Genomic DNA, 23,580 nt, shown 5'->3' with positions numbered 1-23,580 from the left:
TCCGCTATTTCTGTCTCTGCAGATGATTCAGCAGATATTCCAGCTGTGTTTTGCATTCATAGCGGAAATTAGGTGCAACAGCCTCGATCCGGCTAATGTAGCTTGAAGGAAAACGGAGCATTAAATCAAATAAATGATAAGGAATCATATACGGGTTATACTGTCTATCCTTCTCAAGGATGGACATCAGAAGCTCCTGCCGTTCCGGCTCTGCCATGCCTGCACGCTCCAGCCCCATAAAAATATGGGGGATGAAATCGTGTCCTTTCCGTTTACCGCTCTGCTCCTGAAGTTTGCCGAGCAGATAATTACGTGCGTCTGCAGAATCCGGCCGGGCAAAGGCACACACCAGATCCAGCGCGTCCTGCTCAATGAACCAGTCGAGCCAGCGGGGGTCCCAGGCTGCTGCAATCTTGTCAGCAGACAGCATTTCCCTCCAGAATTGCTGACGGTCTCTGGAGGAATCCCAGGGGACCTCATATACAACGCTTTCAGCGTTTATAATCTGCCGCTCCAGCGTTTCCAGCAGCTGAAGGTCACGCTTTGCCGCTTCTTTCGATATTTTTGATCTCAGCCTGCTCATCATCGTTCCGCCGAACAGCTTATAGAGCTCCTTCGCACTCAGCAATTGCTGCGCCGCACGGAAATAGTGAGGCAAATAACGCGAATTACGCTGCTCCAGCTCCCTGAGAAGGTCCAGTCCCTGTTCCGATGCAGTTCTCTCCTCATAATAAGCTGCCTGATCCAGCAGAGGCAGCCATCCTAAAGTGATAAATGTTTCATAATTCTGTATCACAAAGCTGTATAATTCGTCGAGCAGTGGATTTCGTGCTTCCTCAAGCGCAGTTAAATACGGCTCAATGCTGGTCCAGACGTTCTCATTCTTTTTCTTGTCGGTTTTGTCCTGCTGTGAGGCTTCCTGAAGCTCCTCCATAAACCGAACTGACAGCCGCTCCGCAAGCGGTGCGGATGGCCACTTCGCGACTGCTTCTGCTGCCAGTACCCGGTCCTTCTTACCGGCAAACGCCTCAAACAGCCGTTCCCTGCCCTCCGCCGAACCGCCGGCCGCCAATGCTGCATAGGCGGCTTCTCGGATCGGCTTCTTCTTATCCTTCGTCCATTCCAGTAATGACGGCGTGTACTCCCCGTGTCCGGCCAGACATCCGATAGCAGCAGCACGGACCTCATCGCTGCCGTTCTCAGCTGCCTTGAATATCTCAGGAAGCAGCTCCGGCCCGCCTGTCTCTCCGATCACCTGCAGCTTGCGTACATCGCTTTTCCCGCCGGAAGGATCGAATTCCCGCATGAGATAATCAGCGATTGCGGGGCCATAGGAGGGCAGAATCTGCTTCATGGCAAATTCAGCGATCTCGGCATACGGGTCACCTAAGGCACCGATAGCCAGCGGCAGCAGACGCAAATCTTGAAACATTCCCTCATTGAACGCTTCTACTACCGTCTCATATCTGCCGCCGCCCGTTGTGGTCAGCGCCTGCCGGACCGCAGCCAGCTTACGGTAAGATACTTTGGTTTCAAGGGTAAAGCTGCTGCGCGGCAGCTCGTCTGGAATACCGGCAGGTGATGTAGTGCCCTGTGTATAGAGCACAGACTCCAGCAGAAGGGTCAGCTCCAGCAGCTTCACCGCCGGAGCAGCCTCCCCCGCACTCTCCTGCTTAAGAAGGGCCGCCACGCCTTCGCCGAGCCGCTTAAAGACAGCTGCCCGCTCACCCAGCTGCTGAAACTGCGGCAGCAGGCGTTTCAGGCGGAAGTCGTCTGCCGCCAGGTCGCTGCCGGCAATATAAAGCCTTCTGACTTCCAGATGAAGCTCTTGTAATAACGATGTACTCATGGGCAGTCCCCCCTACTCAAAGGTATACGAAAATTAATATATAAAGTCTGCTTAGTATAGAAGACGTGTAATCCCCTCATCCGTGATGACGCTTAGCGGCTGGGCAACCAGCTTGCCCTGGTCCAGTTCATGTTCAAACATTACCAGCAGCGAGCAGCCCTTGAGACTGGCAGGAGGCAGGAATGGCAGCAGCTGGAGCGTACCCTGGGCCAGTGAGGAAATATCCCCCAGCACAAGCTGCCCGCCGGCTTCATCCGTTATGACATATTGGCCGTTCTCTGTCACTCCAAGGCTTGCTGCATATAGAAGCAGAACCGGTTGCTTATCGCTGAGCGGATTCTTCAACTGATTTTTCACACTCTTGATTGCTTCCGCAAAGCTGCGGTGTGCATGCACCCGAACCTGAGCCAGATCTGCCGGAATGACCGGTCTTGCTGTCATCTCTTCATAACGTACCCGTGCATTGAGTTCTCCGGGATATTTGTAGAGCAACGGAATCTTGGCTACATCAAAGAAGCTGTCATCCTCCCGCAGCAGCTTGGCTGCTTTGTAAGGACGGTAATGTACAGTCTTGTGGATCCTGCCGCCGGCCATGTCGAGCCAGTACCCGAGATCGACGAATTCCTGCCGTGCCTGATCATCATAGCTGTAGAAGGCGAGCTGCAGCAGTTCAACATCTGCCTCTGTAAGCCCGTACTCCTTCAGTTCTGCCAGCTGCCAGGCGTGACCCAGCCATTCATCAATGGTTGATTCAACATCCGGTGCAAGCTCCGGGTCCTCGCTTCTTGCGGTAAGGTAACTCCGGCCTTTCTTAATGAAGGCATGCAGCCGTGTCAATTGCTCCACAGCATATGTATAGCTCTGCTCACGGTCCTGCCCTTTCCCCAGCAGCAGCGCGAACTGGCGCAGCTCAATCTGCGCACCTGACAAATAATAGTTGCCCAGCTGTTTCACATGCTCCTGAACGGTCTTAAGTGTCTTGGCATCAATCGCAGATAACCCGCCGCGGATCAATGAAAGCACCAGCTTCTCCAGTAGGGCCAGCCCTTCAAGCTGGGCTGATATTTTTTTCTTAAGTGCTGATTTATTGACTTTCTTCGGTTTACTCCCGCTGCCTTCGGCAGCCTGTTTCACCTTATTCTCTTCCCGTTTCTCCGCCTTTTCGCGTTTGGCTGCGATCGTCTCAGGAACTTGTGCCGGGGTAAAGGGCTGGCCTTCCACATAGGCATACAGCAGGCCCAGGGTGTGCTTGCAGGGAAATTGCCGGCTCGGGCAGGAACAGCGGAAGACAGGATTCTCCGGAGCTACAAAATCTACAGAGCATTCATACGGTGTCTTCCCACTTCCCGCACATTGCCCGAATAGCAGCTCTCCGTTCTCTGTACGGTGAAGCTGGATGAAGCTTTTTTTACGTACCAGCCCCTGTCCGTTCTTAATAGAGGCGGCATTCGGTGCTAACGAATCTACATAGGATGAAGTGAGTTCAGGCAAATCAGATTCCTCCTGACTGGTTTAGCTGAATTAAACAGAATATCTGGGTAAAATTGGAACATGTTCTCTATTACCCAAGTACAGGGAATAAGATCACATGTTTGCATTAATCTTAGCAAAAATCATTTCCGCTTCCAATCTCAACCGCCTCCAAATGGTAAAAACAGGAGAAAGGAACTAGATAAATTAGCTTATCCAAGAAAATCCGCGCAAAAAAACAGGGCAGACCTTGGCGGTCCCCCGTGATGATCGGGTGTGACTGTACATTAAGGATGACAGTTCCACCTCTTGATGAAATATATGCGGCACCCCGCTTACTTAAACCAGCCTTTTTCCTTAAAACGTGTAATGGCCTCAATCCGGTTGCCAACATCCAGCTTATCAAGAATAACTGAGATATAGTTTCGTACCGTTCCTGTTGTAATGTACAGCTGGCTGGCGATTTCCTTGGTATTTTTGCCGTCGGCAATCAGTCCGAGCACTTCCTTCTCCCGCTGCGTCAGCGGATTGGCTTCACTGCTGTAAGCTTCATCCATGAGCTCCGGTGCATAAATCCGTCTGCCGGCCATTACACTGCGGATGGAGAGGGCCAGCTCTTCACTAGGGCTGTCCTTCAGCAGATAGGCGTCCACTCCAGCCTTCACAGCGCGCTCGAAATAGCCGGCCCGGGCAAAGGTAGTGAGGATCATGACTTTACAGCCGGAATTCTTCAGAGCCTCCGCTGCTTCGAGTCCGGTCATGGCAGGCATTTCTATATCCATAATACAAATATCAGGCGTATGCAGCTTCACCAGCTTAACGGCTTCCTCCCCGTTGGCTGCACGCCCGACCACCTTCATATCCTCTTCCAGATCAAGCAGCGAAGCCAGTGCACCCAGCAGCATGCGCTGATCCTCAGCAATTACTATCTTTATCATTCCTCTTTCCCCTCCTGCTCCAGCTGCCGGATCACCGTAGGTACCTTAACCACTATGGTTGTCCCGCTGTTCTGCACAATTTCCATGCTCCCGTTAATAAATTCAAGCCGCTCCCGCATGCCCTGCAGACCATGTCCCTTATCATCCGGATTTGGGGGAGTGATGCCTTTCCCGTTATCGGAAACCTTGATTACCAGATCCGTTCGGGAAGGCTCTATTCCAATCCGGCAATACGTAGCGCCGCTGTGTCTCACCACATTCGTGACAGCTTCTTTAATGCACATGCTGAGCACATTTTCCGTAATCAGTGAAGTATTTGTCAGCTTGGGACTGCCCTCGAGTACGAATTCAATTTCTGCTGCCTGAAGAAACTGCCGGATCCGCACAAGCTCATCTTCCAGCCGGATGCCGCGCATCTGTGTGATCATTTCACGGACCTCTTTCAGCGCGCTTCTGGCTGTCTGGCGGACATCATTGATCTCCACGACCGCCTGAGCCGGGTTTTTGCTGATCAGCTTGCTGGCCAAGTCACTCTTTAGCCCGATCAGCGACAGCTTCTGACCCAGGGTATCATGCAGGTCACGGGAGATCCGCTGACGCTCCTCCATGATGACCAGTTCAGAAATCCTCTTATTGGCATCCTCCAGCTGTCCCTGCAGCTTATCCTGATTATTGCGGTTATAGGTTGTGACGGGAAGCAGTACTACAGCAATGATACTCACCAGCACAAACGGCAGCTGCGACAGAAATACCGGATTTCGGGTAATCAGCTCGTAGTTAATGGCTACGATGGTCGTCAGCAAATGGATCGTGTAAATGGTGAAGAAGCCGACGCGGTTCTGGATATTACCGATAAAAAAAGCCAGAAACAGTGCAAAATACATATAACCGAACATCAGCGTCATCGTAATGGATACGATAATCTGCACACTCGTCCAGAAATAAACAACCCATCCCTTAGATTTGAAAGCAAGCACATAACAGGCAAAAAACATAATAATCATCACAATTCCATATACCCATCGATCCATCGAAGAGGAGCGGAAAATCGAGTAAAACGGAAGGATGTAGAACACAACCCAAACATAAGGGCTCAGACCTGTACTTTTATGAAAAATATGATGCCACTTCTGCATGTCAGCCACCCTTTTAGCCAGCTAGATTACCCCCATTTTAGCATAAAGCTTGCGATAACCGGCAATCCCCGGAAAAAAAGAGAAGAAGCCGCACCCGCCTGATATTCTCCGGGACTGGCTTCCTCTCCTGACTGCGTACGCGAAGCATACTATTTGGCCTGGAGTTCCGGTTTGCGAACTTTAAGCCCCTCTACCGAAGGCAAAGGATGACGCAGCCGTGCTTTGATCTCCTTGAAGCTTACAAAACCCTTATTCTCCTCATCCCACAGCCGGAAATGGAGCGCCTTTAGACTGGTACCGATGGTGATTGTCGTTGCTTTCTGCAGCGGCGGTGTAGCGTTATGTGCCAGCTCAAGGTTATAGTTCGGCACCTTCGGGCTTAAATGATGCACATGGTGAAAGCCGATGTTGCCTGTAATCCATTGCAGGACCTTCGGCAGCTTATAATAAGAGCTTCCTTCCACAGCAGCCATCACATAACTCCATTCCTCTTCATGCTCAAAGAACGTATCCTCGAACTGATGCTGTACATAGAACAGCCAGATGCCGAGAAAGCCGGAGACGAACACGATCGGCAGCTGTACCAGCAGGAAAGCCTGCCAGCCGATCGCCCAGATCATCGCCCCGTACAGGGCCGCAATCAGGATATTGGTCAGATACGTATTTATGCGCTCTTTACGTCTTGCACCCTTGGCATTGAAGCGGTATTGAATCAGGAATACGGCAATCGGACCGGCGCCGAACATGACCAGCGGATTGCGGTAAATCCGGTAGTATAAGCGTTTCAGCGGACTCGCCGCAATATATTCATCTACAGTCATAATCCAAATGTCGCCGATGCCTCTTTTGTCGAGGTTGCTGCTGCCGGCATGATGGATCGAATGGCTGTGCTTCCACTGGCGGTAAGGCACCAGGGTCAGCACCCCCGTAAGTGTACCGAGAATATCGTTGGCTTTCCGGTTCTTGAAGAATGAACCATGACAGCAGTCATGGAAAATAATAAAGGTACGGATTACGAAGCCCGCTGCCGGTACTGCGAACAACAGGGTCAGCCAATACGATACAGAAAGACTCAAATAGGCTGCGGTCCATAACAGGATCAGTGGTCCGAGGGTATTAATAAGCTGGTTAATACTTCTTTTATGGTCGTTTTGTTCAAAAGGGGCCACGCTTTTTTTTAGGCTGGAGAGCTGGGTAGCATTGCTCTTCGTCATCTGGTCGTTTCCTCCTCATGTGTCCGGTAAGGGATACATTCATCTATACTTATCATTATAAGGAAGGAAGTGTCATGACAGTAAGGCATAAACATCAAGGAGAGGGTATGACAAATATCATACCCTCTCCCTGATTCAATTATTATTCATTTGCCTGCTGGGTAAAAGCCTCGCGGTATTCTGTCGGCGTCTTGCCGGTTGCCTTTTTGAACACCTGGGTGAAGTATCTGGGGTCCTGATAACCGACGAGCGGCGCCACCTGATAGACCTTTACACTGCTGTTCTGAAGGATATATTTAGCCTTCTCCATCCGGTAGTAGGTCACAAACTCCAGGAAGGTATAGCCCGAGATCTGTTTGAACAAGGTGCAGAAATGGCTGATGCTTAAGTCCGCTACTTCTGCTACTTCTTCGATACTGAGGTCTTTATGGTAGTTTTCTTCAATGTAACGTTTGGCCTTATCAACAACACTGCGGCCGTCTTCCCGGGTCACCTGCTTGCTGCCCTCCTGCATCCAGCCGCGGAAGTCCTCCTTGAGGACATTAATAACAGAGGCTAGTGTCCCCAGTCCCTGCAGCTTGCCCAGCAGCCCTTCGAGCGACAACTCCGCCTGCATGTTCAGCTGCTCAAATTGTCTGTACAAGACAACTACAAGCTCGATAATGATCCGCTGTGCCAATTCCTTTGGCAGCGACTGGGATTCGATAAAGCTGGCCATTTCATCGAACAGGGCCATCATCCGCTCCAGATTCAAGGTACGGATACTCTCAATGAGCGAAAGCTCCAGCTCCTTCGGATACTGCACCTCACGGCCGGCGTCATCCGGCGTTTCCTCTTCGATGAATACTCCCGCCTGACCGGAGTAAAAGCGCTGATACAGCGCTTTGGCAGCAAGCGGATATACGGTGCTTAACTGGTCAATTCCCTGGGTGCTGCGGCTGATGCCCACCGAGCAATGCAGCTTGGAATAGCGCTTAATATCGGCAACCAGCCGCTCGCCAAGTTCTTTTTTGACTGTACTTAGGCTTCCTGGGAACAACAGCACCCACTCCCCATTGTAGAATGGGAAGATCGACAATGCCCCGTTCTCCAGTGACCACTCTTCAAGAATATTGCGGATCGCGAACAGCCAGAGATGTTTCTCCCCGGCGCTCCATTTGGCGGTAAGGGCGGCATAATCGTCCAGCCGGACTACAGCCATGAAATATTCCCCTTCCAGTTCGCTGTTCTCCAGCCACTTCAGATGCTGCAGCGGACGCGGATTGCCAAGTGTGAACTCGGTGAACATCCTCTCTCTCGCAAGCATGGACAGCATCTGCACCGAATGCATCAGCTGCTCATTCTCTTTCTGGCGGTCAAGCTTAAGCCGCGCCCGGGTCAGCATTTCCGTCAGCTCGTCATGGTCAATCGGCTTCAGCAGATAGTCAAATGCACCCAGGCGCAGCGCATCCCGTGCGTATTCGAATTCACCGTAACCGCTGATAAATATAAACAGCAGCTTTGCACTTCGCGGCAGCACTTCTTTCATTAAAGCAATCCCGTCGATCACAGGCATGCGGATATCACTGATCACAATATGCGGAGAATGCTCTTCAATGAGCCTTAATGCCGCTTCACCGTTCCGCGCTTCACCCGCGATGGTAAGACCCAGCTCCTCCCATGGGATCGCCACTTTCAGGCTGCGCAGAATGATCGGCTCATCATCCACCAGCAGCACTTTATATTTCTCTTGCCGTGCACCCATTCCCGGCACCTCCCAGATTATTGAAATGTTGAGCTTTGTATGAGATTCCAATATTGCTCGGACGAGGACTGCAGCTGCCCAAGAGCATCATCAGCAGACAGGCCGCCATCGATCATATCTTCGATCACGCTGAGGAAGGTCTTTTTCACTTCAGGTGACAGTAAATTGTCATATGGCACGAAGCTCTGGTGGTTCTCTTCCATCACCGTCATGACTTGTGCGAACACCGGACCCGTCTTCTCCGGATCAAAGGTAATGCGCATAGAGGGAATTCTTAATCCTTCATAGACGATCCGTGTCTGGATTTCCTTCGTATAGAAGGCTTTCATCAATTCCAGTGCCGCCTCACGCTTAGCCTCTGTCAGGCTGGAAGAGAGGCCGATCCCGATCGTATATCCGCCTGCAATCGAGGCTTCAGTTCCTTTGTTCAATGAAGGAAAGGGAATGACGCCTACCTGGTTCTGAAAATCAGCAGGAGCTGTCTCCCCCGTAAAAAGATTGATGTCCCAGTTACCGTTAAGGTACATCCCGGCTTCGCCGTCCGTGAACATCCGGACCGCCTCTTCTGGTGAGGTATCATTTGAAGCGCTGCTAAATGCCCCTTCATCTATCCATTTCTTCAGATGCCCAAAAGCCTGCTGATAGGCCTTATTCATAAAGGTGACTGCATCTTTGCCTGTTACCAGCTTCTGAATCAGCTCCGGTCCGGCATAACGGTCCATCAGATAATGTGCAAAAATGCCTGCGGGCCAGCGGTCTTCATTGCCGAGGGCAAAGGGGATGAAGCCGGCTTTTTTCAGCTGTCTGATCGCTTTATCAAGCTCTTCCACCGTCCCTGGAGGTTTGATACCCAGCTTATTGAACAAAGCCTTGTTATAATAGAGTGGTTCCGCATTTCCTTCAATCGGCAGCCCGTAAATATGATTATTGAAGGTCCACAGATGCAGATCGCTGAACTGGTCTCTCAGACCGTTCTCCTGCACGAAATCTGTCAGATCCATCAGCCGGTTGGAACGAACATAAGGCTCGATTTCGGCACCGCCGAAGAGCACAAACATATCGGGCGGCGTACCGGTGACCATTTCGCTTTTCAGCTTCTGCTCACGGTGAATCGTCTGGTCTAAGCCTTCGAAGTTTACCTTCACATTCGGATGGTCCTTCTGATAATCCCGTACGACCTCTTCAAAGATGTCAAGCAGCGGCCGGTCATGCTCCTTCATCCAGAAATGGCGGAAGGTCAGCGTTATTTTCTCGGGAGAGTTGTCTTCGATCGGCTCCTTGTAGCCTATTGTAATAAACAGCACCGCTCCGGCCATTATTAAGATATAGAGCAGAATCCAGCCCCATTTGGTTAACCATCTCACAGCATTTCTCCCCACTTTCGTCCCGCTTACGTTCTTCATGGCTGTATTTTTGGAATACGGATACAGATGGTCGAGCCGAATCCCGGAGATGAACAGACTAAAATGCCGTATGGATTGCCAAAACGGATGTTGAGACGCTCATGCACATTCCGGAGCCCCACCCCGTTGTCGCTGTATTTCTTCGGATTGCTGTGTTCCTTATCCCATAGACTCATCAAGGTTGACAGATCAAAGCCCGGACCATTGTCCTTCACAATGATAATAATATCCTTGCCGTTCTCCTGTGCACCGATTGTAATCACCCCGTGCTCTTCCATCTGCTCAATGGCGTGATATAGCGCGTTCTCTACGATTGGCTGTACGATCAGCTTCTGGGTCATCACCAGTTTGAGCGGATCCGGCAGATCGATGGCATAACTAAACTTATCTTCAAAGCGGAATTTCTGGATATCCAGATAATGCCGGACATGCTCAAACTCCATCTGCAGCGGAATCAGCTCCTGATTCTGACTGATGCTGATCCGCAGCAGCTTGCCGAGTGAGACGACCATCTTACTGATATCACGGTTACCTGCCAGCACCGCCATGGAGTTGATGGATTCGAGTGAATTATAGATAAAATGCGGATTGATCTGCGCCATGAGCGCCTGCATTTCCGCTTCCTTTTTGCGTCCCTGTTCTGTCTGCACCTGCTGGATCAGTTCACTAATTTGTGAGCTCATCCGGTTGAATCCGTCAATCAGCAGGTCGCTTTCATCATCGGACCGGACAGGGCTGTATATGGGCATAAAAATCCCTTGCTTCACCCTTTTCATCCCGTTGACCGCACTGTTGATGCTGCGCACAAGCCTCCGGATAAAATAACGGTCAAACAAAAAGGCGGACAAAAGTGAAACCGTTCCCAAGATAATGGCTAAATTGCGGATGGAAGCCGACTCCGAGGAAATCAGATTCATTGGTGTGATCGCTGCCAGATACCAGTCCGCATTATGTGAAGGGAGATAAGTAATCAGTGACTTCTCTCCTTGATAATTGTCGATGTAATAGTCCTGCGTCTGGGTATAATCCTCCTGTAAAAAAGGAAAATCCGTCCGCTGTCCGATATGCTCCCCGGATTTATTGAAGACGATATTGCCCTGTTTGTTGACAAGCAGAATATCCCCTTTCTTCAGCGTTGCTGCTTCCCAGAAAATCTGATCAAGCAAATCAGGCTTAACATAAACGACGAGGTAGCCTATATCCTCAAGGGAATAATAGTCTTTGATGACTCTGGCTTGTACAAGCACCGGATTTCCGGAGGTTTCGGAGCCATTCTCTCCTGGACCTGACCAGACGGGCCGGCCCTCCGCACTTTCCATGGCGCCATACCACACCTGTTTTCGCATGTCTGCAAAAGACATCGGTGCATTGTACTGATAAAGCAAACGGTCCTTGCCGTAAAGGCTGAAGGAGGTAATCATCGGATGGTTGATCAACAGATTGTTGATTTCCTGCTTGCGGTCATACGTCAGCACAAAATTCGGCTGCTTCAGCGACTGCTGAATCGCAGGCTGTGTAATGGCCGAATTGGTGATCGAAGAGATTTCACTGAGCGCAAATTTAAGTTTGCGGTCTGTCTCCAAAAGAGAGATCCAATAGAAATTACTTGATTTCTTCTCCATCGCACTTGAGAAATATACGTAGGTAACGGTACCCATAATGATTACGGGAATGAACACGAGAAGAATAATTGCGAATAAAATTTTGCGCCGTAGCTTCATTTCTCCTTACCTTCTCCCTGCTGCCTTAAGCCTGACTTAAGCGAAACGAATGCCGCCCTTTTTTTAAAAGGACGGCTCTGCCGTTTCTGCTTTATTTACTATTCTTCACGGAACTTCCGGTTTCCTTGTTTACCGACCAAACCAGATTTAACTCTTGATTGCGCCTGAAGTCAGGCCGGCAATGACCCAGCGGCTGAACAGAAGGAACACGATCAGCAGCGGCAGGGTGGCGGTAAAGGTTGCGGACATGATCATACCATAATCAAGACCGTCACGGGTTGTAAAGAGCTGCTGCAGGGCGAGCTGAATCGTATAATGTTCCTTGTTTTTCAAGACTACGAGCGGCCAGAAGAAATCATTCCATACCGTCATGAAGTTGAGGATGCCCAGGGTCGCCATTGCAGGTGTAATTACAGGTACGGCAATTTTCCAGAAGATGCGGAAATGACCGCCTCCGTCAATCCGTCCAGCCTCTATCAGCTCGGTTGGAACGGCCGTAGAAATATACTGGCGCATCCAGAAGATCCCGAAGGCATTAACCATGGCCGGAACAATTAGCGCTTTATAGCTGTCAATCCAGTGCAGTTTAGCCATAATGACATAAGTAGGCAATACACCGAGCTGCTGCGGAACGATTAACGTGGCAATAACAAATATAAAGAGCCCGTTTTTAAGCGGAAATTCATATTTGGCAAAGGCATAACCGGCCAGAGTACAGAAAAATACAACAGAAAGGGTTACCGCTGACGAAACAAACAACGAGTTGCCGAGCGCCTGGAAGAAGTCAGCCTTCTCCAGCACTCGCTTGAAATTGTGGAAGAACTGGTCTCCGACCGTCAGCAATGGCGGTACATGAAACACAGCACCCTTGTCATTGGTTCCTACGACAAACATCCAGTAAAACGGGAAGACCGAAATGAGTGCTCCAATAATCAAGAAGAGATAGAAGCCTAATTTGCCGAAGAACCCGAGATCATCCGGTTTTTTCCTAAATATACGCAGTGTACTCACGCTTTTTTACCTCCAGTGTCTCCGACTGCGCCTCTGGAAATCAGCATATTAAGGATGGAGAATAGAATTGTAACGAGGAACAGCATGACTGCTGTGGCCGCCGCTGTACCAAAGAATCCGTTGCGGAATGCTTCGCTGTAAAGATACGTAACCATCGTAATCCCTTCCTGACGGGTAGAGCCTGTGCCCGCCTGTCCGAGGAATACATAAGGTTCTGTGAAGAGCTGCAGCGCGCCGATCGTTGACTGCAGGGACACGAAGATAATGAAGGGCTTAAGCAGCGGCAAAGTGATCGAGAACAGCTGCTGTCTGCGGTTCGCGCCGTCGATGCGGGCGGCTTCGTACAAATCCATCGGGATACTCTGCAGCCCGGACAGGAAGAGAATTGCATTGTAACCAGTCCAGCGCCACATTACCATGGTGGAAATGGCTATCTTTACTCCCCACCAGCCGGAGTTAAAGGCGACGCTATCAAGCCCTAGGCCGTTCAGCATCCAGTTGATCATTCCGTTGTTTCCGAACAAGGTGCTGAATACAAGTGTAACGGCCACAATGGACGTAATATTCGGCATGAAGTAAAGAATGCGAAACGTTTTTTTGAATTTGGTCATCCCTGAGTGCAGAAGGACTGCCAGCAGCAGAGCCAGCATAACCTGGGGAACCGTTCCCATAAGCCCCATAATGAGTGTATTGGTAAATGAAATCCAGAAGGTCGGGTCACTGGTGACCAGATCATAGTTCTTGAAGCCGACAAACTTCATCGGATTGAGTGCATCCCATTTAAAGAAGGACAAATAAAAGGTGAAGAAAATCGGGTATAGTCCAAATATCGAGAACAGAATAAAGAACGGAGAAATGAAGGTATAGGCCGTAATCCGGCTCCGTCTTTGTTCAGTTAAAAAAGGGCGTTTGCTCTCGGCATGCGGACTCGTAATTACGGGTTCTGCCATGTCACACCTCCAGGAAAATTAAGAAAACCCCATTTCCGAAGAATCCGGATTCCCGGGGAGGCTTACTCTCCAGGAATCCGGATATCCGGTTCATATCAGTCTTGGCGCCGTGGAGTCCTAGCTCCGTTCAGCCAAGGTCTTCGCTTGTTTTACAGCATCGTCCCACTCTTTTGCAGGGTCCGCTTTCTTTTCAATCACGTTTTTAAGCGCGTTTTTGAAGAAAGTGTCAGTCTGGTCATGCAGTGGTCCGTAGTATACCGGTTTAACGCGGTTTGCCGCTTTACCGAATTCTACCGCTGTTTGCTGGCCACCAAAGAAATCATCTTTGAAATCTACAAATGCCGGATCTTCATACAGTGCAGGAATCGAAGGCATCAGGCCCTTTGTCTTGAACGATTCGAGCTGATTGTCTTTGTTGACCAACCAAGAAATGAAATCATAGGCTTCTTTCGGATGCTTGCCTTCTTTCGGCAGGGTGATGAACGAACCGCCCCAGTTGCCGGCACCTTCAGGAAGCTGTGCGATTTTCCATTTGCCGGAGGAATCCGGCGCATTGCTCTTGATGTTGCCGGCCATCCATGCAGGACCCATAACTACAGCGAACGAACCGTCGCTCATACCTTGGCCCCACTCAGGCGACCACAGCAGATAGTTGCTGATCCAGCCTTCTTGAATACCTTTAACGGTGAAGTCGTAAGCCTTTTTCACTTGCGGATTAGTATCACCGATGAATTTGCCGTCAGCTTTGCTGAAGTAGATTTCATCTTCGGACTGGTCACGCAAAGCGTTGTACGTAAGATCGGTCAAATCGGAGAAATATTTGCCGGTTTTGTCTTTGTAAGCTTTGGCTACAGCTGCGAATTTGTCCCAAGTGTCGATAGCTGCGCTGAATCCTTCCGGATCGCTTGGCAGTCCGGCTGCTTCAGCCAAATCGGTACGATAATATACAACTGTAGGGCCGATATCTGTCGGAAGCCCAAGCTGGAAGCTGCCGTCGATGGAGGAAGCCTGCTTCCATTTCCAGTCCAGATAGTTAGCCTGAATGTCTTTGGCACCCAAATCGTTCAAGTTGTAAAATTTGTCCTGAGCACTGATAAAGCGCTCCATGAAACCGATTTCAAGCTGGAAAATATCAGGTGCGCCTGAACCGGCAGACAAAGCAGTCGTCAGATTGTTGTGATGTGCCGTCTGGTCACCGGTATTCTGAATTTTGATCGTAACGTTCGGGTGCTCCTTCGTATACTCGTTCGCCAGCTCTTCATAGTTGACGTTACCGAGTGTCCAGAACGAAAGCTCCACTTTTTCAGCCGGCTCTGCGCTTGCTTCTTCTGTTGCCGGTGCATTAGTGCTTGCTGCGTTGTTACCTGTATTCTCTTTCGTAGCATTGTTTCCTGCGTTGTTGTTGCCTCCGCATGCTGCAAGTGAACCTACAAGCATGATGGACGCAAGTGTCAGCGCCAGGTGCTTTACTTTTTTCATTCCTTTGTACCCCTTTCAAAGGTTTCTCTTACAAGACTTAGTGTAACGTAGGAGAAATCTTTTTTTGAGGAGTCAAACTTCCGATTTGAGGTGGAAATACTTACGATTACGTTCAAATGTGATGGCGTTTACACTGCAGGCAGCTGCTCTTTTGGGCTAACGGATTGGATTTATCCCTCCTCCCCAGGTATACTGGTTGTATTTCCAGCTATTATTCACCGCTAAAAGGAGAGTGCTCTCATGCCTATCAACCGCCCGCTTATGACCGACAGCGATTTCCAGGAAGCGATTGACCATAAACTGCCTGTCCGGGTCTTTGAGGATGATCATCTGGTGAATTCGGGGGCAACCGTTGTCCGCTTCACGGATTCGGACGTAGTTATCCAGTCGCGGGTAAGCGACTTAACTTATTATTCCCGCCGGACCTGCCAGTTCTTCGAGGTCAGAACTTAGACTATGAAGGGACAGGCTGCAGGCACCTGTGAATTGTGCGGACGTTCACCGGTGGCTACTACGGTCCATCATCTCGTTCCCCGGGAAAAAGGGGGCGCAATGCAGCCCACTGCGCTGCTCTGCAAAGCCTGCCACCGGCAGATTCATGCGCTTTATACCAATTCCGATCTTGTCCGGATGCACTTGACTACCATCCAAGCCCTGCGTCAGGACCAGCAGATTGCTGCATATTTGAAGTGGATAAGCAAGCAGCCCCCGGGAGCCGAACCAAAGGTGCGCAAGTCACAGAGGGTCCGGAGCAAACGGTGAAACTCCACTTCTGCCTGTTCAACAGTTGCCAAGAAACTGACGCTGAGTTCCCCGAAGTCTACAGAAACACAAAGAAGCCGGACACATGGCCTTATATGGCTAAATGTCCGGCTTCTATTCAATTTCATGAATATTCTGCGATAATTGCTTCGTTGTTCTCCAGGCTACCGCTTCATCTGATTCTGGACCTTCAGCTTCTCGTTAAGGATATCCTGGAAGCTCTGCGTCTTCTCATCTGTTCTGGACTGCTTGGGCTCGATGACAGGTTGAGGTCTAAAAAACTGATGATTGAAAGCCATAAGATTATGTACTGTCATGCTCATAATGGTTCAGCCTCCTTCCGTAATCTGCACCCATTTTCGTGGTTGCGCATTTTCTTATCCCTTATTTAACCCCGGGCTTCCAATCCTAAACAGTTTTTTTGCATTTTTTTTGCATTCCATATAAAAAAAGCTTCAGACCGTTTATCCGGTCCAAAGCTATAATACATTCTATTTCAAAGCCGCCCATGAGGCATCATTCAATTGTTCCAGCTCCTGCTTATCCAGCCGGAAGCTCATGGCACCTATATTCTCCCGGGCGTGCCGGACCTTAGAAGCACCGGGTATAGCAACCACCGTATCGCCGTGATAATAAATCAGCCAGTTTAGGGCAATCTGGCCCGGTGTAACTCCATATTTTCCGGCTAAGACGGCAAGAAGATCAATCAGTGGCTTGCTGCGGGCCAGGCTCTTCTCACCCAGGCCCGATTGCATCCTCCGCAGTCGCGATACCGCACGGATCTGTGCGGGGTCATTATGGAATCGACCGGTTAGAATACCCTGCTGTAACGGAGAATAGGCAATAATCGAGATACCGAGCTCCTTAGCGGCTGCCATCGTGCCGTTATGGTCAATATTGCGGTGCAGCAGATTGTATTTCACCTGGTTCGAGACTAACGACAAGCCATATTGCTGCAGCAGGCGGTGCGCTTCCGTCATTTGTTTGGCCGAATAATTGCTTACACCAACATATCGGATTTTGCCTGCTTTAACTAAACCGGCCATCGCCTTCATCTCCCTTGCGATGGAAGATAACGAAAAGGGCTGGTGAATCTGATATAAATCAATATTACGTCCGCCCAGACAGCGGATACGTTCATCAATGGTAGAGGTTATCGACCCCGCTGTGCGGAGCATCGGCCACCACTTGGTGGCAATCAGCGGTGTGGCATGGATGCTGCCCTCGCGCTTCAGCTGGTCCAGCACATACGCAAGCGCCTGTTCCGACTTCCCGCCCCCGTAAATTTCCGCTGTATCCACCCAGTTCATGCCGCCCTCCAGACTCGCCCGCACAATCTCGAGGATATCCGCATCCTCAAGATTACTCCAGTACTTCCCTACAATTCCGCTCCCCCGGCTAAATTGCCAGCATCCGAGGCCCAGCGGTGAAACCTCCAGATCCGATTGTCCTAGCTTACGTAATTCGATTGGTGATGTCACTGTACTCATCTCTTATCCCTCTTTCATTAAATAGAATATAAAGCGTCTTCGTTCAGAAATGACATCGTGGAATATTGCAGGAATATGGTATAATTACCCTGCTCTGCAGTTCGATAGTAATCGAAATGCCAATCCGGAGTTACCATTTTAACGGAGGGAATTCATGTTTAAAATCTTGGGTTTTTTACTGCTATACCGTCTGGTGGGCAATCCTTTTCTTGCCTTGATTGTTTTGCTGGTAATTCTGTATTTTCTGGACCGCCGTTACGTCGGCATCTTCCCCAGCATCGCCAGACCTTTCCGGCGGAGCCGGCAAATTTCCAGACTGCGGACCACCATTTCGCTTAATCCAAACGATGTTTCCGCTAAATTCGAACTGGCCCGTCTGCTTGTTGAACGCAAGCGGTATAACGAATCCAAAGATCTTCTCCTGCAGATCACAGACAGGTATGAACAATCTGCCGAATATTGGGTGGAGCTCGGATACGTGAATCTGAAGCTGGGTCTGATGCCGGAAGGTGAGGCTCAGATGCTCCAGGGACTTGAGATCAACCGCAGAGCACGATACGGCCAGCCTTATCTCCAGCTCGCGGAGACGTTCCGTGGTGTAGATCAGGACAAAGCACTGTACTACGTGAGCCAATTTCAAGAGATCCAGTCTTCATCCAGTGAAGCCTACTACCTTGCCGGCTCTATGTATAAGGCACTCGGCAGGAATGAAGATGCCAAACGGGCTTTTGAGGAATCCACGGCAATCTACCGCACCCTTCCGAAATACAAAAAACGCCAGGAACGCGGCTGGGCACTGCGCAGCTATTTTGCAAAGATGCGTTAAGGTGTGCACTGCTACATAACTCAATGCTTTGAAACAAGAACCTCTGCGTATGACTGGGACACCAGTGATTCACAGAGGTTCTTTCGTTGCTTATTTACATATGCATGTCATGCTTGGTAGTCTCTCCGCTGTCCTTGACGCTAAATGGCCACCAGTTCGCGCGGCCGAACATACGGACCATGACAGGTACGAAGAACGGCAGGAAGACCAAAGCGTACAGGGCAAGCCCTGAGAGTACCACAGTGGCAATCTGCATCATCGACAATACACCGGATGGATACATGGAAGCAAAGGTGCCGCCCAAAATGACTACTGCTGACAGGATAACCGTACCCATATTGCGCATCGCATGCAGAATCGCTTCACGCACATCCCATGTTTTGTTCTCGTTAAAGCGGGCCATCAGGAAGATACTGTAGTCTACTCCAAGTGCAATCAGCATTACAAAGCTGAAGAACGGTGTGGTCCAGGTAATGCCGGAATAATCCATCAGATTCACGAAGATCGCTTCGGTAATGCCAAGCGCCGTAAAGTAAGTGATTACTAGGGATACAATCAAATAAAGCGGCATAATAACCGAGCGAAGCAGCAATACGAGAATGATAAAGATACCCGCAAGCATCAGCACAACCGTCCGCGTATAGTCCTCGTTAGAGATCTTTTGCAAGTCGCTGTAGGTGCTGGTAACCCCGCTGATTGCTGTTTCGGCATTTTCCAGCTTCGTGCCTTTAACCGCACGGTCAACTGCCGCCTGAATATCTCCCATACTGTCAATCGCTTCGGAGCTGTAAGGATTATAAGAAAATACAACATCCAGCGTCATCACCTTACGGTCATCAGACAGATAAGTGTCAAAGACCTGCTGCATGCCTTTGGCTTCCAAAGCTTCCGCCGGAACAAAGAATCCGCTCAGCTCATCGTCTTTGGCATCCTGAATCTGCTGCAGGTAATCCTGGGCAGAGCTTAGTCCGGTAGTGATCTGCTTGAGGCCGTCCGCACTGTCGCTAAGGCCGCTGGTCAGCTCACCAATCTGCCCGGTCAGCTGTCCAAAGCCGTCAGCCAGCTGCTGCTGTCCGCCCTGAAGCTGATCCAGCCCGCTGCTGATCGACGGAATCTTATCCACAATCTGGCCTTGGCCGGCTGCCGCCTGGTTCAAACCTGTCTGCAGCTGTCCGATTCCGGCCACCAGCTTCTCAAGGCCCTGGGCCAGTGCAGTCTGACCTGCCGCCGCCTTGGCATAACCGGCGTTAGCTTCAGTCAAGCCTGCCGCTGCGTTTTGAAGCTGGCCGGAAATCTGACCGAGCCCTGCTGCAAGCTGTGTAGCACCTGTGCCGGTTTGAGTTACAGTACCTTTGATCGTCTGGTAATTCATATCTTGAAGCAGCTCAGGATGACTGCCTTCAAGTCCGGTGAATGAAGCATCCAGTCCAGTTAATGCGGAGGCCACACCTTCGAGCTGGGTTTGCAGTCCGCCAAGACCTCCGTCAAGCGCAGTCAGCCCTGCGCCAATTTTCTTATAGCCTTGGAGCAGCGCAGCATTCGCAGCTGCCAGCTGCTTCGCACTGGCTGCAGCCTGGGCCAGACCGGCCTTGATCTCTCCGGCGCCTGCAGAACCGCTTTTAATGCCGCTCTCAATCCGGGAGAGGCCGTCGCCAAGCGCAGCAATGCCCTGTTTGAGCTCCGCCGTGCCTTCCGTCAGCTTCGCACTGCCGGATACAGCCTCCTGGAGCTTCGGTTCATTGTCGCTCAGCTGCTTGCTAGCTTCCGCAAGCCCTGACTGGATCTTGGTCAGTCCGTCATTGCTCTGATCCAGACCGTCTGACAGGGTAGCTACCTGGGTCGGAATCAGGAAATCATTGATTTGTTCCCCGGTTGGACGTGACATACTGCGTACCGACTTGACGCCATCCACCTTTTCCAGCTCGCGGCTGATTTTTTCAGCCAGGCCCATATATTCCGAGCTATCCATGCGGTCGTCATTTTTGATCACGATTTTACCCGTCATCGATTCACCCGGGCCAAAGCTCTCCGAAATGATATTAAAGCCTTTCACCGAGGCATAATTCGAACCGATTTCATCCATGCTGTTGAAAGACAGCTTCCCGTCATAAGTGATCAGGAACGGAGCAACGACAGCCGCTACAATCAGCAGCGCCGCCCAGGGTCTTTTCAGTGAGAAGGAGCCTGCAGCGCCCCAAATACGGCTTTCACTATGCTCCAGCTTGCCGCGTGAAGGCCAGAACAGCTTTTTGCCTAGAACGGCCATAAAAAAGGGAACTACGGTCACGAGGGCCAGCAGCATTACCGCAATCCCTACCGCCACGGCCACCGCTGAACGGTACAGCATGAACTTCGAGAGGCCGATTGCCAAAAAGCCGACGAATACGGCAAGACCCGAATAAAACACTGTGCCGCCTGCTTTACGGTAAGTTGATATAATGGCGCTTTTCGTATCTTCTGCAGTAGCCATTTCTTCCTTAAAGCGGCTGATCAGCAGAATACAGTAATCCGTCCCGATCCCGAACATTACAGCAACCATGAAGATTTGTGTGAAGGTCGATAACGGGAAGTCAAAACGGTCAACCAGGAAGGATACGATCGACTGCGATACAATATAACTCAGTCCTACCGTCAGCAGCGGCACAAATGGCGCCACGAAGGAACGGAACACTACAAACAGAATCAGCAGAATAAAAATAACGGTAATGTATTCTGATTTCTTCAGGCCCGCTTCCGAACTGACAATCGTATCTTCGGTAATCAGCCCTTCACTGGTCAGATAGTGATCGGCAGTGACATCTCCGAGCAATTCATCCACCTTATCCGGCAGCGCTTTTACCTCTTCCTCCCCGCCTTTTACCGACAGCGCCACCATGATGGTATTACCGTCTTTGGCAATCAGCGTATCCGCCAGCTCTGACTGCGAAAAAGGATCTGTTATGGAGTCAAGCTTAAGTGCCTCCTTGTCTCCAGCCAGCTTCTCCACGCCTTGTTTGATGCTCTCTTTATCTTCGGCGCTAAGCCCTTCCGGCTTATTGAACACAAGGGCTACCTGGTGCAGAGTCTCTCCGCCCTTGGCAGCTGCGACCTCGCGCATAATTTCGGCTGCACGGGAAGAGGTATATCCGTCCGGAACGGAGATTTGCCCCTTCTCGCGAACCAGATCGGACATGGCCGGTGCAGTCATGAATAACACAACAGCGACGGCGAGCCAGACTGTTATCACAGCCCATCTAGCTTTCAGTATGGTCTTCAATCGTTTCTCCCTCCTGTTTCTCCTGCATTAAAAATGCCAGCTTCTCAAACATGGTGATGAATTTCTCGATATCTTCTTCCATAAAATAGAGCAGATAAGGAGAGATCACTTCCTTTACCTGCTTCTCAGCCAGCAGATATATTTGCTCCCCCAGCTCAGTGAGCGACAAGTATACCTGGCGCCGGTCATGCTCATCACGGGTCCGTTCGATCATTCCCGCTTCAGCAAGCCGGTTGATAATTGCGGTAATGGAGCTCTTGCCGACACATACGGCTTCCGCCAGATAAGTGGAGGTGCACATCTCTTGGCCTTTGATCAGCCGCAGAATCAGAAACTGGTCAGTCGTCAGACCTTCAGCCATCCGCTCCTTGATCCGGGCATTGATCTGCCTTGTCACTACGAGATAGGCATCCACGTAGCGGTTTATCCACCGTTCTGCATCTTCCTTCAACACTGCTGCCTCCTGTTCCCATAATAGTTCACGAGTAGAATAGTTTCACAGTAAAACTATATTGTCCTCAGCCTAAAAAGTCAACCGGGCACGGGTTCCTTTCTGGAATCTTTCACTCCCTAGAGCCAACAAAAAAGCTATCTGGGAGGGGCTCCCGGATAGCTTCATTTGAACGGCACCAGCTGAGTGCCCTTTATTCCTCGTCCTCAGTCTCTTCTACTTCATACACACAGCGGAACATCTCAATGCCCGCCGGATTCTCGCCAAGACTATACACCATGAAACCCAGCGCCCGATAAAAGTCCGCAGCAATCTCATCTTCAGTCTCTGCAAGCAAGTAACGCGGCTGACGGGCCGTCAGCAGCTCAAGTATCATGCCGCGCGCATAGCCTTTGCCTCTGTTCTCAGGCAGAACAGCAATGTGGCGGATGTCAAGTGAACCGTCCTCGGTCTCTTCAAAGCCTACCAGGCCTAGCAGCAGCCCTTCTTCTTCCCAGCCGCACAGCTGCAGCGCAGCATGCTTGCTGTATTCGGCTGAAGCGCGCCACAGCGCATCCGGTTCTTCGATTACGGCGTAAGACAGCAGCTCATCCACTTCGGCTGTTCCGACACGCTGCTTCAGATCTATCAGCATAAATGTTAATCCTCCTAAAAGTGTTTATTCATACGAAGCAGTACATATCCTACCCATACACCTATTAAATTGAGCAGAAGATCATCCACATCGAAGCTGCCAACCCGCAGCAGCATCTGAAAGATTTCCAGCAGCAAAATACTAGGAACTGCCCATAAGGTCAGTATAAGTAAGGAACGGAATTTTCTCAGCAGCAGCGGGAATAACACGCCAAACGGAATGAATACAGCCACATTGCCAACGAGATTAATTAATCTGCCGGTGACGGATACTCCATTATCCAAATTAAAATAAAGCTTCACGGTACGCAGCAGCTCCAGATTATATTTCAACGGCCCCTCTGTCCGGACAGTCCGTCCAAAACCAAGAAACATCCAGTAGATCACGGCCGCACTATACAGAAACAGCAACATCCATTTCCCAAGCTGCAGACGCGGACGGCTCTGTGAGCTTCCGGTACGTGATGAACTGCTTCGTTGTTTTCGCGGTTTAGCGATGGGTCTCACCTTCGATAATTTCGATGCTGCCGTCATTCTTGCCGATAATGGCCATGCTGGCGATTCCAATGAACAGCCCGTGATCCACTACACCTGAAATACTCTGCAGCGATAAGGCCAGTTCAGGAGCGGAAGGAATGACTTCAAACCGGCAGTCCGCAATGTAATTGCCGTTATCCGTCTTGTAGAGCTCATCGCCGTTTCGGCGCAGCTCCGGTTTGCAGCCGAGCTTCGCAAGCTTCGCAACCGTCCATTCCCAGGCAAAGGGAACGATCTCTACCGGAAGCGGGAATTTACCAAGCGTCTGCACCGCTTTACTCTCGTCGGCAACAACAATCATGCGGGTGCTGCCCATAGCTACGATTTTCTCGCGCAGCAGAGCCCCGCCTCCCCCTTTAATCAGCTGAAGCTCCCCGTCCAATTCATCCGCGCCGTCAATTGTCAGATCCAGGCTGTCAATATCACCAAAAGCAACCAGCGGAATCCCCAGCTCGCGCGCCTGATCCTCGGAAGCCTGGGAAGTGGCGACAGCGGTAATTTTCAGCCCCTGCTGCACGCGCTCTCCCAGCTTACGGATGGCCCAATAGGCGGTTGAACCTGTACCCAGTCCCACCTTCATGCCATCCTGCACATATTCCACGGCTTTCTCCGCAGCCAGCTGCTTCACATTGACACTCATTTTAATACCTCCATGTTATCCGTTATAATGAACTAATCATGACTTTAATCTATAATCACCAGGAGGATTC

21 protein-coding genes are annotated in these 23,580 nt (G+C 50.5%); 3 read left to right on the top strand and 18 right to left on the bottom strand.

All coding sequences use genetic code 11. The features are described 5' to 3' along the window. Window positions 1-4: 4 nt before the first annotated feature. The 11 genes from JRJ22_RS11425 to JRJ22_RS11375 form a co-directional block, all read right to left on the bottom strand. Window positions 5-1,849: a HEAT repeat domain-containing protein gene (locus JRJ22_RS11425; RefSeq protein ID WP_206104558.1), complete on the bottom strand. Its 1,845-nt coding sequence runs from the start codon at window positions 1,847-1,849 to the stop codon at window positions 5-7. A gap of 51 nt (window positions 1,850-1,900) precedes the next feature. Further along, entirely contained in the window at window positions 1,901-3,340 is a 1,440-nt protein-coding gene (locus JRJ22_RS11420; protein ID WP_206104557.1) for an SWIM zinc finger family protein, read from the bottom strand. Window positions 3,341-3,654: 314 nt separating this feature from the next. After that, window positions 3,655-4,257 (bottom strand): response regulator transcription factor, encoded by a 603-nt coding sequence (locus JRJ22_RS11415; RefSeq protein ID WP_054940304.1) that lies wholly within the window; start codon window positions 4,255-4,257, stop codon window positions 3,655-3,657. Beyond that, complete coding sequence (locus JRJ22_RS11410) at window positions 4,254-5,393, bottom strand: sensor histidine kinase (RefSeq protein ID WP_206104556.1); 1,140 nt, start codon at window positions 5,391-5,393, stop codon at window positions 4,254-4,256. The genes JRJ22_RS11415 and JRJ22_RS11410 overlap by 4 nt, the downstream gene beginning before the upstream one ends. 149 nt (window positions 5,394-5,542) lie before the next feature. Further along, window positions 5,543-6,607: a Delta(5) desaturase DesA gene (locus JRJ22_RS11405; protein WP_206104555.1), complete on the bottom strand. Its 1,065-nt coding sequence runs from the start codon at window positions 6,605-6,607 to the stop codon at window positions 5,543-5,545. A gap of 142 nt (window positions 6,608-6,749) precedes the next feature. Beyond that, the gene (locus tag JRJ22_RS11400; protein WP_206104554.1) at window positions 6,750-8,351 is read right to left on the bottom strand and encodes a response regulator; all 1,602 of its coding nucleotides are present in this window, start codon (window positions 8,349-8,351) and stop codon (window positions 6,750-6,752) included. Window positions 8,352-8,368: 17 nt separating this feature from the next. Beyond that, a complete protein-coding gene (locus JRJ22_RS11395) occupies window positions 8,369-9,715 on the bottom strand; it encodes an ABC transporter substrate-binding protein (protein WP_232381109.1) in 1,347 nt (448 codons plus the stop codon). Between the two features lie 35 nt (window positions 9,716-9,750). Further along, the gene (locus JRJ22_RS11390; protein WP_206104552.1) at window positions 9,751-11,475 is read right to left on the bottom strand and encodes a sensor histidine kinase; all 1,725 of its coding nucleotides are present in this window, start codon (window positions 11,473-11,475) and stop codon (window positions 9,751-9,753) included. 147 nt (window positions 11,476-11,622) lie between these two features. Then, on the bottom strand, window positions 11,623-12,486 hold the full coding sequence (locus tag JRJ22_RS11385) for a carbohydrate ABC transporter permease (protein WP_206104551.1): 864 nt from the start codon (window positions 12,484-12,486) through the stop codon (window positions 11,623-11,625). Beyond that, window positions 12,483-13,436, bottom strand: a complete 954-nt coding sequence (locus JRJ22_RS11380) for a carbohydrate ABC transporter permease (RefSeq protein WP_206104550.1) — start codon at window positions 13,434-13,436, stop codon at window positions 12,483-12,485. The genes JRJ22_RS11385 and JRJ22_RS11380 overlap by 4 nt, the downstream gene beginning before the upstream one ends. 117 nt (window positions 13,437-13,553) lie before the next feature. Next, complete coding sequence (locus JRJ22_RS11375) at window positions 13,554-14,915, bottom strand: ABC transporter substrate-binding protein (RefSeq protein WP_206104549.1); 1,362 nt, start codon at window positions 14,913-14,915, stop codon at window positions 13,554-13,556. A 240-nt stretch (window positions 14,916-15,155) separates the two neighbouring features. Here JRJ22_RS11375 and JRJ22_RS11370 point away from each other — a divergent pair, with 240 nt between their 5' ends. Together JRJ22_RS11370 and JRJ22_RS11365 are read left to right on the top strand one after the other, a co-directional pair. Continuing rightward, window positions 15,156-15,368, top strand: coding sequence for a hypothetical protein (locus tag JRJ22_RS11370; protein WP_206104548.1), 213 nt, complete (start codon window positions 15,156-15,158; stop codon window positions 15,366-15,368). 3 nt (window positions 15,369-15,371) lie between these two features. After that, window positions 15,372-15,677, top strand: a complete 306-nt coding sequence (locus JRJ22_RS11365; protein ID WP_206104547.1) for an HNH endonuclease — start codon at window positions 15,372-15,374, stop codon at window positions 15,675-15,677. A 164-nt stretch (window positions 15,678-15,841) separates the two neighbouring features. Here the strand turns inward: JRJ22_RS11365 and JRJ22_RS11360 are convergent, their stop codons facing one another. Together JRJ22_RS11360 and JRJ22_RS11355 are read right to left on the bottom strand one after the other, a co-directional pair. After that, complete coding sequence (locus tag JRJ22_RS11360; RefSeq protein WP_167347611.1) at window positions 15,842-16,000, bottom strand: hypothetical protein; 159 nt, start codon at window positions 15,998-16,000, stop codon at window positions 15,842-15,844. Window positions 16,001-16,168: 168 nt separating this feature from the next. Then, a complete protein-coding gene (locus JRJ22_RS11355; RefSeq protein ID WP_206104546.1) occupies window positions 16,169-17,167 on the bottom strand; it encodes an aldo/keto reductase in 999 nt (332 codons plus the stop codon). A gap of 154 nt (window positions 17,168-17,321) precedes the next feature. On the opposite strand from JRJ22_RS11355, the gene JRJ22_RS11350 reads away from it, so the two are divergent. Beyond that, entirely contained in the window at window positions 17,322-17,993 is a 672-nt protein-coding gene (locus JRJ22_RS11350) for a tetratricopeptide repeat protein (RefSeq protein WP_206104545.1), read from the top strand. Between the two features lie 94 nt (window positions 17,994-18,087). Here the strand turns inward: JRJ22_RS11350 and JRJ22_RS11345 are convergent, their stop codons facing one another. The 5 genes from JRJ22_RS11345 to rpiA all read right to left on the bottom strand — a co-directional run bounded on the left by JRJ22_RS11345 (window position 18,088) and on the right by rpiA (window position 23,510). Next, complete coding sequence (locus JRJ22_RS11345) at window positions 18,088-21,249, bottom strand: MMPL family transporter (protein ID WP_206104544.1); 3,162 nt, start codon at window positions 21,247-21,249, stop codon at window positions 18,088-18,090. Then, a complete protein-coding gene (locus tag JRJ22_RS11340) occupies window positions 21,227-21,700 on the bottom strand; it encodes a MarR family winged helix-turn-helix transcriptional regulator (protein WP_206104543.1) in 474 nt (157 codons plus the stop codon). Before JRJ22_RS11340 ends, JRJ22_RS11345 begins: the two co-directional genes overlap by 23 nt. A gap of 193 nt (window positions 21,701-21,893) precedes the next feature. After that, window positions 21,894-22,334: a GNAT family N-acetyltransferase gene (locus JRJ22_RS11335; protein ID WP_206104542.1), complete on the bottom strand. Its 441-nt coding sequence runs from the start codon at window positions 22,332-22,334 to the stop codon at window positions 21,894-21,896. Between the two features lie 14 nt (window positions 22,335-22,348). Further along, the gene (locus tag JRJ22_RS11330; protein ID WP_206104541.1) at window positions 22,349-22,840 is read right to left on the bottom strand and encodes a VanZ family protein; all 492 of its coding nucleotides are present in this window, start codon (window positions 22,838-22,840) and stop codon (window positions 22,349-22,351) included. Continuing rightward, the gene (gene rpiA / locus JRJ22_RS11325; RefSeq protein WP_206104540.1) at window positions 22,824-23,510 is read right to left on the bottom strand and encodes a ribose-5-phosphate isomerase RpiA; all 687 of its coding nucleotides are present in this window, start codon (window positions 23,508-23,510) and stop codon (window positions 22,824-22,826) included. The genes JRJ22_RS11330 and rpiA overlap by 17 nt, the downstream gene beginning before the upstream one ends. Window positions 23,511-23,580: the final 70 nt, after the last annotated feature.

Source organism: Paenibacillus tianjinensis (assembly GCF_017086365.1).
In the GTDB taxonomy this organism is placed as follows: Bacteria; Bacillota; Bacilli; order Paenibacillales; family Paenibacillaceae; genus Paenibacillus_AQ; species Paenibacillus_AQ tianjinensis.
The sequence above is the reverse complement of the archived record's forward strand: the minus strand, read 5'-3'. Positions and strand labels throughout refer to the sequence as shown.

Bases quoted from the DNA above. Each gene is read 5' to 3' on its own strand.
- JRJ22_RS11370 (WP_206104548.1), top strand. From the start codon at position 15,156: ATGCCTATCAACCGCCCGCTTATGACCGACAGCGATTTCCAGGAAGCG.
- rpiA (WP_206104540.1), bottom strand. From the start codon at position 23,510: ATGAGTGTCAATGTGAAGCAGCTGGCTGCGGAGAAAGCCGTGGAATAT.
- JRJ22_RS11415 (WP_054940304.1), bottom strand. From the start codon at position 4,257: ATGATAAAGATAGTAATTGCTGAGGATCAGCGCATGCTGCTGGGTGCA.
- JRJ22_RS11390 (WP_206104552.1), bottom strand. From the start codon at position 11,475: ATGAAGCTACGGCGCAAAATTTTATTCGCAATTATTCTTCTCGTGTTC.
- JRJ22_RS11380 (WP_206104550.1), bottom strand. From the start codon at position 13,436: ATGGCAGAACCCGTAATTACGAGTCCGCATGCCGAGAGCAAACGCCCT.
- JRJ22_RS11410 (WP_206104556.1), bottom strand. From the start codon at position 5,393: ATGCAGAAGTGGCATCATATTTTTCATAAAAGTACAGGTCTGAGCCCT.
- JRJ22_RS11365 (WP_206104547.1), top strand. From the start codon at position 15,372: ATGAAGGGACAGGCTGCAGGCACCTGTGAATTGTGCGGACGTTCACCG.
- JRJ22_RS11335 (WP_206104542.1), bottom strand. From the start codon at position 22,334: ATGCTGATAGATCTGAAGCAGCGTGTCGGAACAGCCGAAGTGGATGAG.
- JRJ22_RS11425 (WP_206104558.1), bottom strand. From the start codon at position 1,849: ATGAGTACATCGTTATTACAAGAGCTTCATCTGGAAGTCAGAAGGCTT.
- JRJ22_RS11405 (WP_206104555.1), bottom strand. From the start codon at position 6,607: ATGACGAAGAGCAATGCTACCCAGCTCTCCAGCCTAAAAAAAAGCGTG.
- JRJ22_RS11400 (WP_206104554.1), bottom strand. From the start codon at position 8,351: ATGGGTGCACGGCAAGAGAAATATAAAGTGCTGCTGGTGGATGATGAG.
- JRJ22_RS11355 (WP_206104546.1), bottom strand. From the start codon at position 17,167: ATGAGTACAGTGACATCACCAATCGAATTACGTAAGCTAGGACAATCG.
- JRJ22_RS11350 (WP_206104545.1), top strand. From the start codon at position 17,322: ATGTTTAAAATCTTGGGTTTTTTACTGCTATACCGTCTGGTGGGCAAT.
- JRJ22_RS11360 (WP_167347611.1), bottom strand. From the start codon at position 16,000: ATGAGCATGACAGTACATAATCTTATGGCTTTCAATCATCAGTTTTTT.
- JRJ22_RS11375 (WP_206104549.1), bottom strand. From the start codon at position 14,915: ATGAAAAAAGTAAAGCACCTGGCGCTGACACTTGCGTCCATCATGCTT.